This window comes from Vibrio sp. Vb1729, from assembly GCF_033338655.1.
Taxonomy (GTDB): Bacteria; Pseudomonadota; Gammaproteobacteria; order Enterobacterales; family Vibrionaceae; genus Vibrio; species Vibrio alginolyticus.
Genome location: NZ_JAWOTB010000005.1, coordinates 96267 through 111376, shown reverse-complemented (window position 1 = coordinate 111376; position 15110 = coordinate 96267). Strand labels below are relative to the sequence as shown.

Sequence of the window (15110 nt, the reverse complement as noted above, 5' to 3'; positions counted from 1 at the left end):
ATTGAAGATATCAAAGAGCGCGTTGCGAAAGGTCAGCCAACATTGGTTGGTACAGTATCGATTGAAAAATCAGAACTTCTTTCTAACGCATTGAAGAAAGCGAAGATCAAACACAACGTATTGAATGCGAAATTCCATGAAAAGGAAGCGGAAATTGTTGCTGAAGCGGGTATGCCTGGTGCGGTAACTATCGCGACCAACATGGCCGGTCGTGGTACGGACATTGTGCTTGGCGGTAGTTGGCAATCAAAAGTGGAAGCTTTGGAGAACCCAACTCAAGAACAAATCGATGTGATTAAAGCAGAGTGGAAAGTGGTACATGATCAAGTACTAGATGCTGGTGGTCTACACATCATTGGTACTGAGCGCCACGAATCTCGCCGTATTGATAACCAGCTACGTGGTCGTTCTGGTCGTCAAGGAGATGCGGGTTCATCTCGCTTCTACCTATCTATGGAAGACTCTTTGTTACGTATTTTCACTTCTGATCGTATGGCGAGCCTTATCCAAAGTGGTATGGAAGAAGGTGAAGCAATTGAATCGAAAATGCTTTCTCGCTCAATTGAAAAAGCACAGCGTAAAGTGGAAGGTCGTAACTTTGATATCCGTAAGCAGCTACTAGAATACGATGATGTGGCGAACGATCAGCGTAAGGTTGTCTACGAGCTGCGCGACGAATTGATGAACGTTGAAGACATCAGCGGTATGATCGAGCAAAACCGTGAAGATGTGCTAACAGCGGTTGTTGATGAGTACATCCCGCCACAATCACTAGAAGATATGTGGGACGTTGAAGGTCTGCAAGAGCGCCTGAAAGCAGACTTCGATCTTGATGCGCCAGTGAAGCAATGGCTTGAAGAAGACGATAAGCTTTACGAAGAGGCGCTACGCGAGAAGATCATCAATCTAGCCGTTGAAGTGTATAAAGAGAAAGAGGAAGTGGTGGGTGCGCAAGTGCTTCGTAACTTCGAGAAATCGGTTATGCTTCAAACTCTGGATACGCTTTGGAAAGAGCACTTGGCAGCAATGGATCACTTGCGTCAGGGTATTCACTTACGCGGCTATGCGCAGAAGAACCCGAAACAGGAATACAAGCGTGAATCGTTTGAACTGTTTGAAGGTCTACTAGAAGCGCTGAAAACTGATGTGATTACTGTTCTATCTCGCGTTCGAGTCCAGCAACAAGAAGAAGTTGAACGTATGGAAGAGCAACGTCGTGCGCAAGCTGAAGAGGCCGCTCGTCGTGCTCAAGCGCAACACGCAGCAGCACAAAACCCTCTTTCTGAAGGTGAAGAATCTGAAGAAGGTTCAAGTCAGCCAATGGTACGTGATGAACGTAAAGTAGGTCGCAATGAGCCTTGCCCTTGTGGTAGTGGTAAGAAGTATAAACAGTGCCACGGCAAGATCGACTAACGTATTAGTCAGATAATTTTTTAAAGAGTCGCCTAGGCGGCTCTTTTTTTAAGCAAATTCTGTGGCTGTCGAATTTCATAAGTTTTGATAGCATCGGATAGTTTTAGAGATGCAAAGACCGTTGAAGTGTAACGGCTTGAGAGTTAGGAACCCCTATGAAAAGAATTCACATAGTCGCGGCTATTATTTTTAACCAAGACAAATCAAAAATTTTTATTACAAAGCGTCCAGACGACAAGCATAAAGGCGGGTTTTGGGAGTTTCCCGGCGGGAAAGTCGAGTCAGGAGAAAGTATTGAACATGCTCTAGCAAGAGAACTTGAAGAAGAAGTAGGAATTGAAGTTACTGAGCAAGCCCTTTTCGAGCATTTGGAATATGACTATCCAGACAAATCACTTAAGTTTGATTTTATTACGGTATCTAAGTTCAGTAATGAGCCTTACGGCCGAGAAGGTCAAGAAGGTCGCTGGGTTGAGATAAGAGAATTGGGTAACTATGCCTTTCCTGAAGCGAACGTGCCTATCTTGGAGCGTGTCGTAAAAGAGTTCGCTTAAGCCTGATGAACTTGCTTGTGGTAACCACGGTATGTTGTTAGTTTAAACAGATTAAGCGAAACGAGAGAACGAGAGCAAACCTCGTTATCCAGAGAAGGAGAGAAAGCGCAATGGTTCGTATTGCAATCGCAGGAGCAGCAGGCCGAATGGGCCGTAATTTGGTTAAAGCTTCACACCTTAACCCAGAGGCGACAGTGAGCGCGGGATCAGAACGACCTGAGTCCTCACTTGTCGGTGTCGATATCGGTGAGCTTTGTGGTGAAGGTAAATTCGATGTGTTCTTAACGGATGATCTTGCTAAAGACGTCGATAATTTTGATGTAATCATCGATTTTACTGCCCCAGTAAGTACGTTGGCGAATCTTGAACTGTGTAAGAAGCATGGAAAGAGTATTGTGATTGGGACGACTGGTTTCAGTGATGCAGAGCGTGAACTGATTGACGAAGCCGCTAAGCAAGTGCCTGTTGTCATGGCTCCTAACTACTCTGTTGGTGTGAACCTAGTATTTAAGCTTCTTGAGAAAGCAGCCAAAGTGATGGGCGACTACTGTGATGTTGAGATTGTCGAAGCACATCATCGTCATAAAGTTGATGCTCCTTCTGGTACCGCTATCGGGATGGGCGAAGCCATTGCTGGTGCGATGGGCAACAAGCTGAATGATGTAGCTGTCTATGCGCGAGAAGGTATCACAGGTGAACGTACTAAAGATGAGATCGGCTTTGCTACAATTCGCGCTGGCGATATTGTCGGTGAGCACACAGCCATGTTTGCTGATATCGGGGAACGAGTGGAGATAACGCACAAAGCGACCGATCGTATGACGTTTGCTAATGGCGCCGTCAAGGCCGCTGTTTGGTTGAGTGCCAAACCAGCGGGCTTTTATACCATGACAGATGTTTTGGGATTGAATGAACTCTAAATACATAATTATTCGCCGGCGGTAGCCGGCTTTTTTATATCTATAGAATTAGTTGTAAATGAAATGATTCTAACAGAAAGTATTTTGGTGCTTACTTTTGTTGTTGTTTTGGTTGTTTTGTGGGTGTTTTGGGTTTTGATGTCTAAAAACTAATGTCTTTTTTGTTGTGTGAACGTTTGCGTGAAAAACTCATACTTTTTTGTGATCTCTAAAAAGTTCAAATTTGTAAAATTCATTAAACCTCTATGCCTCTCTATGTAATAGCATGTAAAAGTTATCTTTTTGGGCCTTACTGATTCAAAATGACCTTACTCGCTAGAAATTAATCATTTATTTTTGATTGTAGGTTGACAGGTTTCGAGTCCAACTTTAGAATACCGCCAATTTGTCTGAAATACCTATTTATGTAGATTTTATAGGTAAAGGAAGGCATGTTTGCAGTTTGATTTATTTTTTTTGCATTTTTATTCTGGAGGTTGTCTTGGGTAAATTAGCACTGTTGGTCCTAGAAGATGGGACAGTGTTCCGCGGAGTGTCCATAGGGGCAGATGGTCTTTCCGTTGGTGAAGTCGTTTTTAATACCTCGATGACGGGGTATCAAGAAATCCTCACTGATCCTTCCTATTCTCAGCAAATCGTCACTCTCACTTATCCTCACATTGGCAATACCGGAACCACTTCCGAAGATGAAGAATCCTCTTCCATTCATGCACAAGGCCTTGTGATTCGCGATCTTCCTCTAATCGCTTCTAACTTCCGTAACGAACAATCCCTCTCTGATTATCTTAAGTCTCAAAATATCGTTGGCATCGCTGATATCGATACTCGTAAGCTCACTCGTATCCTGCGTGAAAAAGGTGCTCAAAACGGCTGTATTGTTGCGGGCAATAACCTAGACGAAGCTTTGGCACTAGCGAAAGCAAAAGAATTCCCAGGCTTAAAAGGAATGGACCTTGCGAAAGAAGTTACAACAAAAGAAGCGTATCAGTGGAAACAAGGTTCGTGGACGCTTGAAGGTGGACTTCCAGAGGCGAAAGATGACAGCGAGCTGCCATACCACGTTGTCGCTTACGACTTCGGCGCAAAACGCAACATCTTACGAATGTTGGTTGACCGCGGCTGCCGCTTAACGGTTGTACCTGCAGAAACGTCAGCGGAAGAAGTTCTGGCACTAAATCCAGATGGCGTATTCTTATCGAACGGCCCTGGTGACCCAGAACCATGTACTTACGCGATTGAAGCAACCAAAGTGTTCCTAGAAAAAGGCCTGCCAATTTTTGGTATTTGTCTAGGTCACCAAATTCTGGCGCTAGCATCAGGTGCGCAAACGGTGAAAATGAAGTTTGGTCACCACGGTGCAAACCACCCAGTAAAAGATTTAGAGCGTAACGTTGTGATGATCACTTCGCAAAACCACGGCTTTGCGGCAGATGAAGCAACATTACCGGAAAACTTACGTGCTACTCACGTATCGCTATTTGATGGCTCTTTGCAAGGTATCCACCGCACAGACAAGCCAGCATTTAGCTTCCAAGGTCACCCAGAAGCGAGCCCTGGTCCACATGACGCGGCACCGCTATTTGACCACTTTATCGAACTAATCAAAAAACACAGCGCTTAATTCGGAGTAGTAGATAATGCCAAAACGTACTGACATTCAAAGTATTCTAATTCTTGGTGCTGGTCCGATTGTTATCGGTCAGGCATGTGAGTTTGACTACTCTGGCGCACAAGCGTGTAAAGCTCTTCGTGAAGAAGGCTACCGAGTTATCCTGGTTAACTCTAACCCAGCAACGATTATGACTGACCCAGAGATGGCAGATGCGACTTACATCGAGCCGATTCAGTGGGAAGTTGTACGCAAGATCATCGAGAAAGAACGTCCTGATGCAGTTCTGCCAACTATGGGTGGTCAGACAGCACTTAACTGTGCGTTAGATTTAGAGAAGCACGGCGTTCTCGCAGAGTTTGGCGTAGAGATGATTGGTGCAACGGCTGATGCAATCGACAAAGCGGAAGACCGTTCTCGTTTTGATAAAGCGATGAAGTCTATCGGCCTTGAGTGTCCTCGCGCAGATACAGCGAAGAGCATGGAAGAAGCTTACAAAGTTTTAGATATGGTTGGCTTCCCTTGTATCATTCGTCCATCGTTCACCATGGGTGGCACTGGTGGTGGTATCGCGTACAACAAAGAAGAGTTCGAAGAAATCTGTCGTCGCGGTCTGGACTTATCTCCGACCAACGAACTTCTTATCGATGAGTCACTAATCGGTTGGAAAGAGTACGAAATGGAAGTCGTTCGTGACAAAGCGGACAACTGTATCATCGTATGTTCAATCGAGAACTTTGACCCAATGGGCATCCATACGGGCGACTCAATCACGGTTGCTCCAGCACAAACACTGACTGACAAAGAATACCAGCTTATGCGTAATGCATCGCTAGCTGTTCTGCGTGAAATCGGTGTTGAAACAGGTGGTTCAAACGTACAGTTTGGTATCAACCCGAAAGATGGTCGTATGGTCATCATCGAGATGAACCCGCGTGTATCTCGCTCTTCTGCGCTAGCATCAAAAGCAACAGGCTTCCCAATTGCGAAAATTGCCGCGAAACTGGCTGTTGGCTTTACGCTAGACGAACTACAAAACGACATCACAGGTGGTGCAACACCCGCGTCATTTGAACCAACTATCGACTACGTCGTAACTAAGATCCCTCGCTTTAACTTCGAGAAATTTGCTGGTGCAAACGATCGTCTGACAACTCAGATGAAATCGGTTGGTGAGGTAATGGCGATTGGTCGTAACCAACAAGAATCTCTTCATAAAGCACTGCGTGGCCTAGAAGTTGGCGCAACTGGTTTTGATGAGATGGTCGATCTGGAAGCGCCAGATGCACTGACTAAGATTCGTCACGAACTTAAAGAAGCAGGTGCAGAGCGTATCTGGTACATCGCCGATGCATTCCGAGCGGGTATGTCAGTCGACGGTGTGTTCAACTTGACTCAAATCGACCGCTGGTTCCTGGTTCAAATCGAAGAAATTGTAAAACTCGAAGAACAAGTCAAGGCGGGCGGCTACGCAGGTTTGACCAAAGAAGTGCTTCGTCAGATGAAACGCAAAGGCTTCTCTGATGCTCGCTTGTCTAAATTGCTTGGTGTCGCTGAAAGTGAAATTCGCCGTGCTCGTGAGCAGTTTGATATTCATCCGGTTTACAAACGTGTGGATACATGTGCAGCAGAGTTTTCTTCTGACACGGCTTACATGTACTCATCTTACGATGAAGAATGTGAAGCAAACCCAACAGACAAAGATAAGATCATGGTTCTTGGTGGCGGTCCAAACCGTATCGGCCAAGGTATTGAATTCGATTACTGTTGTGTCCATGCATCACTTGCGCTGCGTGAAGACGGTTACGAAACCATTATGGTTAACTGTAACCCAGAAACGGTATCTACTGACTACGATACGTCTGATCGTCTGTACTTCGAGCCAGTAACTCTGGAAGATGTACTGTCTATCGCTCGCGTTGAAAAACCAAAAGGTGTGATTGTTCAGTACGGTGGTCAAACGCCACTTAAACTGGCTCGTGCTCTAGAAGCGGCTGGTGTGCCAATCATTGGTACTAGCCCAGATGCTATCGACCGTGCGGAAGACCGTGAACGCTTCCAAGCCGCTGTTGACCGTTTAGGTCTACTTCAGCCAGAAAACGCGACAGTAACAACGATGGAGCAAGCGGTTGAGAAATCGAAAGAAATTGGCTTCCCATTAGTTGTTCGTCCATCTTATGTACTCGGTGGTCGTGCGATGGAAATCGTGTACGACGAGCAAGACCTGCGTCGCTACTTCAACGAAGCAGTAAGCGTATCGAACGAGTCTCCAGTTCTGCTAGACCGTTTCTTGGATGATGCAACCGAAGTTGATATTGATGCTATCTGTGACGGTGAACGCGTCGTTATCGGCGGTATCATGGAGCACATCGAACAAGCGGGTGTTCACTCTGGTGACTCTGCATGTTCACTGCCTGCATACACGCTAAGTCAGGAAATTCAAGACAAGATGCGTGAGCAAGTTGAGAAGTTAGCATTCGAACTCGGTGTACGCGGTTTGATGAACACGCAGTTTGCTGTGAAAGATAACGACGTTTATCTAATTGAAGTGAACCCTCGTGCTGCTCGTACGGTACCATTCGTATCGAAAGCGACAGGCGCTCCTCTAGCGAAAATCGCTGCACGTGTAATGGCGGGTCAATCTCTAGAGTCACAAGGCTTTACTAAAGAGATTATCCCTCCTTACTACTCAGTGAAAGAAGTGGTTCTGCCGTTCAACAAATTCCCTGGTGTTGACCCTCTATTGGGCCCTGAAATGCGCTCAACAGGTGAAGTAATGGGTGTGGGTGCAACGTTCGCAGAAGCTTACGCTAAAGCAGAGCTAGGTTGTGGTGCGGTTTATCCTGAAGGTGGTCGTGCGCTACTGTCTGTACGTGAAGGTGATAAAGAGCGTGTTGTTGACCTAGCTTCTAAGTTAGTGAAACTGGGTTACCAGTTGGATGCGACACACGGTACTGCTGTAATTCTGGGCGAAGCGGGTATTAACCCACGTTTGGTAAACAAAGTACACGAAGGTCGTCCACACATTCTTGACCGCATCAAGAACAACGAATACACCTACATCGTAAACACGGCTGCTGGTCGTCAAGCGATTGAAGATTCGAAAGTTCTACGCCGTGGTGCACTGGCAGAAAAAGTGAACTACACAACGACACTGAATGCAGCGTTCGCTACATGTATGTCTCATACTGCAGACGCAAAAGCGTCAGTAACTTCGGTTCAAGAGTTACACGCTAAAGTGAAAGCGAGTCTAGACGCGTAACAGATAAAAATCAGTAAGCTCATTAATCAGGCTTACATGACAACCTCATTGCCCGCTCATTTGAGCGGGCTTTTTTATATCGAGGTTTTTCTAAAATGAAGAGCATTAAAGTGTGCTAGGAACGATTGGTATGCTTCGCTTTTGAAGATCATTAAGCTAATGATGGCAAGCAATGTACCCAAAGATGAAGAAATAGTACTACCATTTGCTACAACAAAATTAATGCTGTAGGACTGAGGTATTAAGCCGACCATAACTCTTTAAGCAGATAGGTAATTAGAAAAAGTTAAAATAAGCAGTGTCGAGCTTAAAAACATACTAACTATGGAGTGCTTCGATAGGTTCTTTTTTCTAAGACTAAGTTATAAGTTGATTCTTCAGTATCAAGAGAGTATCCGTTACTTTTTGCAAAAATATCTGCTGCTAGTAGCGAGGGATAAAGAAGAAAAAAACTAGTTACCGATATAGTTAGGAATATCTTACTAGAGCTTTTAAACTCACTTTTAGTTAGGAAATTATTTGATTTTAATGTTTTTACGGACATTCTAGAGCATTCAAATAAGATCAAACTAGAGCCTATAATCAAAATATCAGCCTGATCAAAAGATGAATAACTTTCATTATTATAGATGTTAAGATAAAAGTCTGATAATCCATCAAAACCATATATTAACAGTGATATTGCTGATGCTAATAAAATTATTAAATAAAAAAACACTTGCGTTCGGTCGTAACTCCCTTTTTTCATCGTAACAAACCTCGCTGTATTTCTTGCGAGAAAATCATACTTTGAGTTTTACGTTGAATCTCATTATATTCTTCTTTTGCTCTTCTCTTTGCTTCTATATCTCTTTGCTTTAAGTAAATATCTATAGAGGCTATTAACTTCTGTGTTAAACCTCGTTTATCATTTTCTCTATTCAATAAAAGACCTACAGCCGAGCTTATCAAAATAGCCCCTAATAATGGGCCAGCACTTAAAGTTACAACACTGCCACCCACTGCTGCGGCAAAGTTTACAAATATAGCTGCTGCAGCTGACGATAACCCGATAGTGATTATATCACTAGCTAAAGTACCAAATAGTTTGGCTAAGGTTTGACGGTCATTGAGGAAAAAGTCAATCACTCTGTATGTGGATATTAAGATAATTGTTATTATGCCCCCACTTCTAATGGATTGTAATGCCCCTTCTGGTCCAACAGCGAACTTTGCCACAGTTGGAGTGGGAAGAAATTTTCCTAATCCAGAAAGCTTTGAGTGCATAGCAGGGGAGCCTGTGAGTATGATATGTGGAGCTCCAGAATAATTTTTAACGATAACAGAGCTATTATTTCCGTACAAATAGTTTGATAAGTTGGTTATAAAAACTAAGTCCTGTCCTGTAGCATAATAGTTTGCTGTATTTTCAAACATTCCCTTTATCTTTTCCCAACGTTCTAATTTCGCTTTATCTTTTACATTGTTCTTGACAACGATATCGAAGCTATCGATAGATAAGATAATGGTTTCTTGATTTCGATGTTGATGATTTGATTTATAAAGTGGGTAGGTGCTTATACTACCACTATTTTTTGAGGATTGATGTCGTGATAAAGGGTAGTTGCTAGTCATGTATTTTCCTCAGATATCGGGCCTTGAGCGCTGACAATGTAAACTCTACATGCTGAACAGATCTTTCATATTCGTCTAGTTTTATATTTAAAGGTAAGCGTTTGATCTCATTATCAGGAATAGATTTGTGACAGTGATTCAATTCTTTCTGACAACTAAATTTTATATAAAAGTTTGGAGTCAAGTTTAAGCATTAATTCTATGAAAATTAGGAATAGATTGGTGTCTTGACTTTCCATTGGTAGTTTTGTGAATAAATGCTACCGTTTCTTCCTCTTTGATACCTCTTCAAAAAGGAAGTGTAGTGGAAATCACGGTTGAAATTTTGTTGGCCTTATTTTTGGTTGCGACTGCCGCAGGCTTTATTGATGCGATGGCTGGTGGGGGAGGGCTCATTACGCTCCCTGCGCTTTTGGCTGCGGGGTTGAGTCCGACTCAAGCTCTAGCAACCAATAAGTTACAAAGTTCGTTTGGCAGTTTCTCTGCTAGCTGGTATTTCGTGCGTAACGGTATTGTTAGCTTAAAGGAAATGCGTTTTGCGATACTCTGCACTTTTATAGGCGCTGCAATCGGTGCCGAGGCTGTGCAGTTTATTGATGCTAGCGTACTCACCAGTTTGATCCCCGTTCTTTTGATAGCCATTTCCCTCTATTTTTTACTCGCGCCAAGTACGCGAAAAATCGATGGAGAACCAAAGTTATCTGAAGCGATGTTTGCGCTATGCATTGGTGGCGGGATCGGTTTCTATGATGGCTTTTTTGGCCCTGGGACTGGATCTATTTTTACTGTTTGTTTTGTTGCACTAGGTCACTTTTCTTTGGTCGAAGCCACTGCTAGAACCAAAATCCTCAATTTCACGTCAAACATTGCGGCACTACTCTTTTTTATCTTAGCTGGGTTGCCAGTGTGGAAGCTTGGCTTAACAATGGCTGTTGGCGGTTTTCTTGGTGCTCAGTTAGGGGCGAAGGTCGTGGTAAGTAAAGGGCAAAAATGGATTCGTCCTCTAGTTATAGTGATGTCGATGCTCATGGCAACGAAACTTCTTTGGCAACAACACCAGCAATGGATTCTGTCAGTGCTTTAACTCGTTCGCTACGATATGTGCTGTGACGTAAGCAGATATGTATTGGTCGAACTAACTGATCTAGCTCTTCAAAGTCATAGCAGAACTTAGATGTGATATTAAGTGTCGTTAGGATAGATTTAGGGATTAAAGCGGGAGCCATACCTCCCAAAGCCAGTTGTGCTGCCGCAGTATACGAATCCATTTCCATCAAAGGTTCGATTCCGTGTTTGGATAAAATAGCTTGTTGATATGTGTTGGCAGGGTTAGTTAGGTCATTGGTCAAAATAGCTTTAGGTAGTTGTGAAAGTGAATGTCGACTGACAATTGAGAAAGGTTCATCGGCGAGGTGAAGGCTCATTAATCCATGATGAGGTGGTAGATAGCCAGCGCAAAATCCCAATGTTGCTTTGCCTGATTTCACATTCTCAATAATGCGTGGCGTATGATTGGTCGATATTCGTATGTACTGATCATGGGCAAAGTGTTCTGCCATGATCATGCTGAGGTATCCCGCCACTAAGGTTTCAGAGCAGTCCATTTTGATTAAAGAAGTATCTTCTATTTGTTGTTGATCGTGGATTTTTCCTCTTAACTCATTGAACGTGGGTTCTATTGTGTTTATGAGGGCAAGGCCATCGGAGGTCAGCTTTATGTGCCGACCATTTGGCTCTATCAATTTTTTTCCTAACTTCTTCTCTAGATTTGAAATACGTTTACTCACGGCAGATTGACTAATATAGAGTTGACTGCCTGTGCGGCTCATGGTTTTTTCTTTACTGAGGACAAGTAACGTTTCAATACCTTCAAGCAACATAATGATTAATGAAAGTTAGGAATGGTTGAGATAATTTAGCGAATTGCCCAAGAATTGGCGAATCAAATGAGCATAAATGAGAGGAGCCGACACTTGGTCGACTCCATAATGAGTGATGTTGTTGGTGTTTAACGGTTAATGGCGAAAGTTGGCAGGGATAGATGCCAACGAATCGCACCGAGACGTATAATGAGCGTTGAGATTACACCAGCGAGTAAAGCCGTTGAGTGGTCATAACCCATGTTTACCGCCATCGTATGGAAGATGCCGCCAATAATACATGCCGTAGCATAGACTTCACTTCTTAATACCATAGGAACTTCGCGAGCCAGCACGTCTCGTATAATGCCACCGCCACAGCCAGTAATAACCCCCATTATCACCGCGACCATCCCAGATGCATTGTAGGCGAGTGCCTTTTCTACTCCTATTCCCACAAATACAGCGAGACCGATGGCATCACAAACGGGTAATACCCACCATGAGAGTCGCTTGGGTCTTCGAATAACAAGCATGGTTAGTAGACACGTAACAAATATCACCCATAAGTAAGTCGTATCTGTTATCCAAAATACGGGAGTGGCACCAAGCGCCATGTCTCGGATTGTTCCGCCACCTATAGCAGTCACACTGCCGAGCACGATAACGCCGAATGGATCCATTTTTAAACGGCCCGCCAGTAATACGCCAGAGATAGCGAAAACAGCGGTACCGAACAAATCGATCATATAAAGCAGCATGGAGTCCATGTTACTTAGTACCTTTAAATAGTGTGAGAAAAAATGGGCGGAAATTGTACGGTATTTGCCACGAAATCGTTAGCGTTTTTGACGAACGCTTTTAAAGTGCTCACACACTTCCTTGATCGCGTTCAATGTGCGTGGTGTCGGACGGTTAATCCAATCAGAGTTTAGGGACCAGATGTGTTTGTTTTTAAGAGCAAGAAGCTCATTACTCCACTCAGCCCACATACCATCGTTACTCATTGCGTGACGAGAAGTAAAAATAACCTCTGGCTGGCGAGTAATGACTTGCTCGATGCTAACTTGAGGATAAGGCGCGCTGGATGCGGCGAAAATGTTCTCACCACCGCAAAAAGTAAAGACTTCACTTGGCCAGTTCTTTCCAGCGACAGTGATGATAGGCTTTTCACTCAACTGATAAAAGTAACTAACTTTCTCGTTCGTGTTGTACTGTTCTTTTAGTGTACTCAGCTGCGTTCTAAAATCTTCAGCGGCCTTTTTTCCTACTTGTGGAGTTTCGCTGTATTGGCTGAGTTGCTCAATATTATTGGCGATATCTTCTAATGAACCTGTAGTGGAGTAATAGATAGGAATACCGAACTGTTTAATTTTCTCCAACTCTTTAGCGGGGTTTCCGGCTGGCCAAGCAATCACTAAGTCCGGCTGAAGAGCAATAATGCGCTCTAATTTAATTCCTTGATAATTTGAGACTCTTTCTAGCTGCTTTGCCTGTTCTGGATAATCGCTCATTTCGCTGACAGCAACAAGCTGCTCTCCTAGCCCTGCTGCAAAGGCAATTTCGGTGGCATGTGGAGCTAAACTTATAATGCGTTGAGCGGGTTGAGCGAAGGTCGCTGTCGAAACAAACAGCGTTAATGCGAAGCATAATTTATTCATCATAATCCTTGATAAATTATTCCTAAAAGCAAACTTTGGATTGCGATCCAAGCCAGGACGCGCCAAACGAGCAGCGTATGTATTTGTGAAAGGTGAATAGCCGATGGCGCAATGCGCCCACCGATTTTTGCGCGCTCTGCACGCACACCTTGATAGATAGCAGGGCCGCATAAAGACAGTTGTAGTTTGTGTCCGATAGTACATAACACCCAGCTAGGTCCTGGTAAGGGCCAAGACTTCGCTTGCTGTTGTATTCCAGAGAGCACATTACTTGTATTCTTTCCGGCAGCTAAAAGTATGGCAAAGAGACGAAGTGGAATAATATCCAGAGTAGCAACCAGTTGAATCACAGGTTTACCAAAGGGCAAATATTGGCGTCGGCTAGGGGACCACACTCGCGCTAATTCTGTTGTGAGTCGATACATTAACGCACCAATACCACCTGTTAGTGCGTACCAAAATAGCACGCCGATCACGTTGCGGCTGTATCCCATAATCAGGGTTTCTGAGCCAGCTTTACCTATGCCAACGATCGAGAGGCTACCAGTGTCGCGATTAAGATATGGTTGCAGTAATGCTCGACATTGGGCTTTGTCTTCCGAAGAGATACTTGTGACGAGCTGTTTCGTTAACGTTTCGCTGTTGCGCCAGTCTAGCGCAATGATCAATAGAACCAGTTCATATAAAGGGATTTGCCAAACAAATGGCTTTACTGCAATCAGTAATATCAAGCAAGGAAACAGCATCAAGCCTAATGCAAGACTGCCTGAGATTACACTCTGTGAGTAATTGTGATTATTGTTCACTTTGTTGGCTAGCTGTTCTGCTAGCTTTCGCCATAAAGTGATGGGGTGCGCTGAATGGGGGATTGGCACTAGAAGGTGCAAGATCAGTGCGCCCCACATTATAAGGAGCGCACCGTTGGCATAAAATGACTGAAAAACTTCTTCCATGAATGAGTCGTTTACTTAATGAGTTCCAGCATTTTGAATACCATTTCGGAAGAGCTTTTTGCTGCTAGAGGTAGGAACTCATCAAAGCTCATTGGTGATTCTTTATCAGCGACATCAGAGATTGCACGCACAACAACAAACGGAGTGTTGAATTGATGACAAGTTTGAGCGATAGCAGATGCTTCCATTTCTACAGCGATAACTGACGGGAAGTGTTTACGAATAAACTCTTGACGCTCAGCAGTACAAACAAACGCATCGCCAGTACAAATTAGGCCGCGAACCGCATGAGTGTTTTCCATTTGTGCTAGGGCTTTTTCGGCTAAGTCCATTAGCTTGTCATCCGCTTTGAATGCAGCTGGTTGACCGGCCATTTGGCCAATTTCATAACCAAAAGCGGTTACGTCTGCATCGTGATGACGAACTTCTGTAGAGATAACTACATCGCCAAGGTTTAAGCTTGAATCGAAACCGCCAGCAGAGCCTGTGTTAATCACAACGTCTGGTTGGTATTCATCAAGAAGGATTGTCGTGCCCACTGCCGCTGCAACTTTACCGATGCCCGATTGTAGTACGACGACTTCGACATCGTTAATTTGACCAGAGAAAAACGTACAACCTGCTTTATTTACAGTTTTGCAGTTTGTAATTGCTTGCTTCAGGATGGTCACTTCTTGTTCCATCGCACCGATGATACCAACTTTCATAACACTCTCTTTAGGTAAATATTTTAGTTGGCCGAGAGTATAGCACTCCCCGTTGGCAGTTTTCTATTTGATGAGCTTAGCTTGAGTGAGCTTTTGTCGTAATTGATCGGCGCGCTTTCTGTTTACGCCAAAGTCAGAGTAGCCCACACGAGATTCCGAGCGCACAATCAGTTGGTCTCCTGCTATTTTTAGTTCGAGGTCATCCACGAAGCGCATGATTTTAGATGTGCACTCGATACGAAGGTAGTTGCTTTCTTTCACCGCGGTTTTCGCGCCTGGCAGTTCAAGCGCAACTTGCTCAATAGCGTCGATGTTCGCTGAATCCACTAAGATGAATGGCGTTAGGTTGTATTTTTCTCGCGTGTCTTGGGTGGAGACGCAGTTTGGTTTGTCACCACAAGGTGATTGAGAACGATCCGTCATGGTTTTGACTCCTTGGCTACAAGCGGTTAAGCCGAGCAAAGTAATGGAAAGGAGAGCGGCTTTTTTCATTGGTTTTATCCCTTATCATAGGAATTTAATTATATGTAATAAAAGAAAAAAGGATCCAATAGTAGG

General features: G+C 44.0%; 14 protein-coding genes. 6 read left to right on the top strand and 8 right to left on the bottom strand.

Features of this window, described 5'->3' with window-relative positions; genetic code table 11:
* From R7E29_RS02735 to carB, 5 genes are all read left to right on the top strand, one after another.
* The coding region (locus tag R7E29_RS02735; RefSeq protein ID WP_318082383.1) for an SEC-C metal-binding domain-containing protein at positions 1-1413 on the top strand (1413 nt) is incomplete at its 5' end.
* 155 nt (positions 1414-1568) lie between these two features.
* A complete protein-coding gene (mutT, locus tag R7E29_RS02730) occupies positions 1569-1967 on the top strand; it encodes an 8-oxo-dGTP diphosphatase MutT (protein ID WP_005387387.1) in 399 nt (132 codons plus the stop codon).
* Positions 1968-2077: 110 nt separating this feature from the next.
* Positions 2078-2887, top strand: a complete 810-nt coding sequence (gene dapB / locus R7E29_RS02725) for a 4-hydroxy-tetrahydrodipicolinate reductase (RefSeq protein ID WP_005381860.1) — start codon at positions 2078-2080, stop codon at positions 2885-2887.
* Between the two features lie 481 nt (positions 2888-3368).
* A complete protein-coding gene (gene carA, locus R7E29_RS02720; protein ID WP_017821483.1) occupies positions 3369-4508 on the top strand; it encodes a glutamine-hydrolyzing carbamoyl-phosphate synthase small subunit in 1140 nt (379 codons plus the stop codon).
* A gap of 16 nt (positions 4509-4524) precedes the next feature.
* Entirely contained in the window at positions 4525-7758 is a 3234-nt protein-coding gene (gene carB / locus R7E29_RS02715; protein WP_005381854.1) for a carbamoyl-phosphate synthase large subunit, read from the top strand.
* A gap of 322 nt (positions 7759-8080) precedes the next feature.
* Here carB and R7E29_RS02710 read toward each other — a convergent pair whose 3' ends face one another.
* Together R7E29_RS02710 and R7E29_RS02705 are read right to left on the bottom strand one after the other, a co-directional pair.
* Positions 8081-8506 carry a hypothetical protein gene (locus R7E29_RS02710; protein ID WP_054576664.1) on the bottom strand — a complete coding sequence of 142 codons (426 nt, stop codon included), beginning with the start codon at positions 8504-8506 and terminating at the stop codon, positions 8081-8083.
* Positions 8503-9372: a hypothetical protein gene (locus tag R7E29_RS02705; RefSeq protein ID WP_054576665.1), complete on the bottom strand. Its 870-nt coding sequence runs from the start codon at positions 9370-9372 to the stop codon at positions 8503-8505. The genes R7E29_RS02710 and R7E29_RS02705 overlap by 4 nt, the downstream gene beginning before the upstream one ends.
* Positions 9373-9676: 304 nt before the next feature.
* Here R7E29_RS02705 and R7E29_RS02700 point away from each other — a divergent pair, with 304 nt between their 5' ends.
* Positions 9677-10456: a TSUP family transporter gene (locus R7E29_RS02700; RefSeq protein ID WP_017821480.1), complete on the top strand. Its 780-nt coding sequence runs from the start codon at positions 9677-9679 to the stop codon at positions 10454-10456.
* Here R7E29_RS02700 and R7E29_RS02695 read toward each other — a convergent pair.
* The 6 genes from R7E29_RS02695 to R7E29_RS02670 form a co-directional block, all read right to left on the bottom strand.
* Entirely contained in the window at positions 10398-11252 is an 855-nt protein-coding gene (locus tag R7E29_RS02695) for a LysR family transcriptional regulator (RefSeq protein ID WP_054576666.1), read from the bottom strand. The genes R7E29_RS02700 and R7E29_RS02695 overlap by 59 nt on opposite strands.
* Positions 11253-11380: 128 nt before the next feature.
* The gene (locus R7E29_RS02690) at positions 11381-12001 is read right to left on the bottom strand and encodes a TRIC cation channel family protein (RefSeq protein ID WP_005387377.1); all 621 of its coding nucleotides are present in this window, start codon (positions 11999-12001) and stop codon (positions 11381-11383) included.
* 69 nt (positions 12002-12070) lie between these two features.
* A complete protein-coding gene (gene btuF, locus R7E29_RS02685; protein ID WP_017633625.1) occupies positions 12071-12892 on the bottom strand; it encodes a vitamin B12 ABC transporter substrate-binding protein BtuF in 822 nt (273 codons plus the stop codon).
* Positions 12892-13845, bottom strand: a complete 954-nt coding sequence (locus R7E29_RS02680) for a cobalamin biosynthesis family protein (RefSeq protein WP_054576667.1) — start codon at positions 13843-13845, stop codon at positions 12892-12894. The genes btuF and R7E29_RS02680 overlap by 1 nt, the downstream gene beginning before the upstream one ends.
* Positions 13846-13856: 11 nt before the next feature.
* Entirely contained in the window at positions 13857-14552 is a 696-nt protein-coding gene (mtnN, locus tag R7E29_RS02675) for a 5'-methylthioadenosine/S-adenosylhomocysteine nucleosidase (protein ID WP_005381837.1), read from the bottom strand.
* 63 nt (positions 14553-14615) lie between these two features.
* Positions 14616-15044, bottom strand: a complete 429-nt coding sequence (locus R7E29_RS02670; protein ID WP_047102022.1) for a DUF1499 domain-containing protein — start codon at positions 15042-15044, stop codon at positions 14616-14618.
* Positions 15045-15110: the final 66 nt, after the last annotated feature.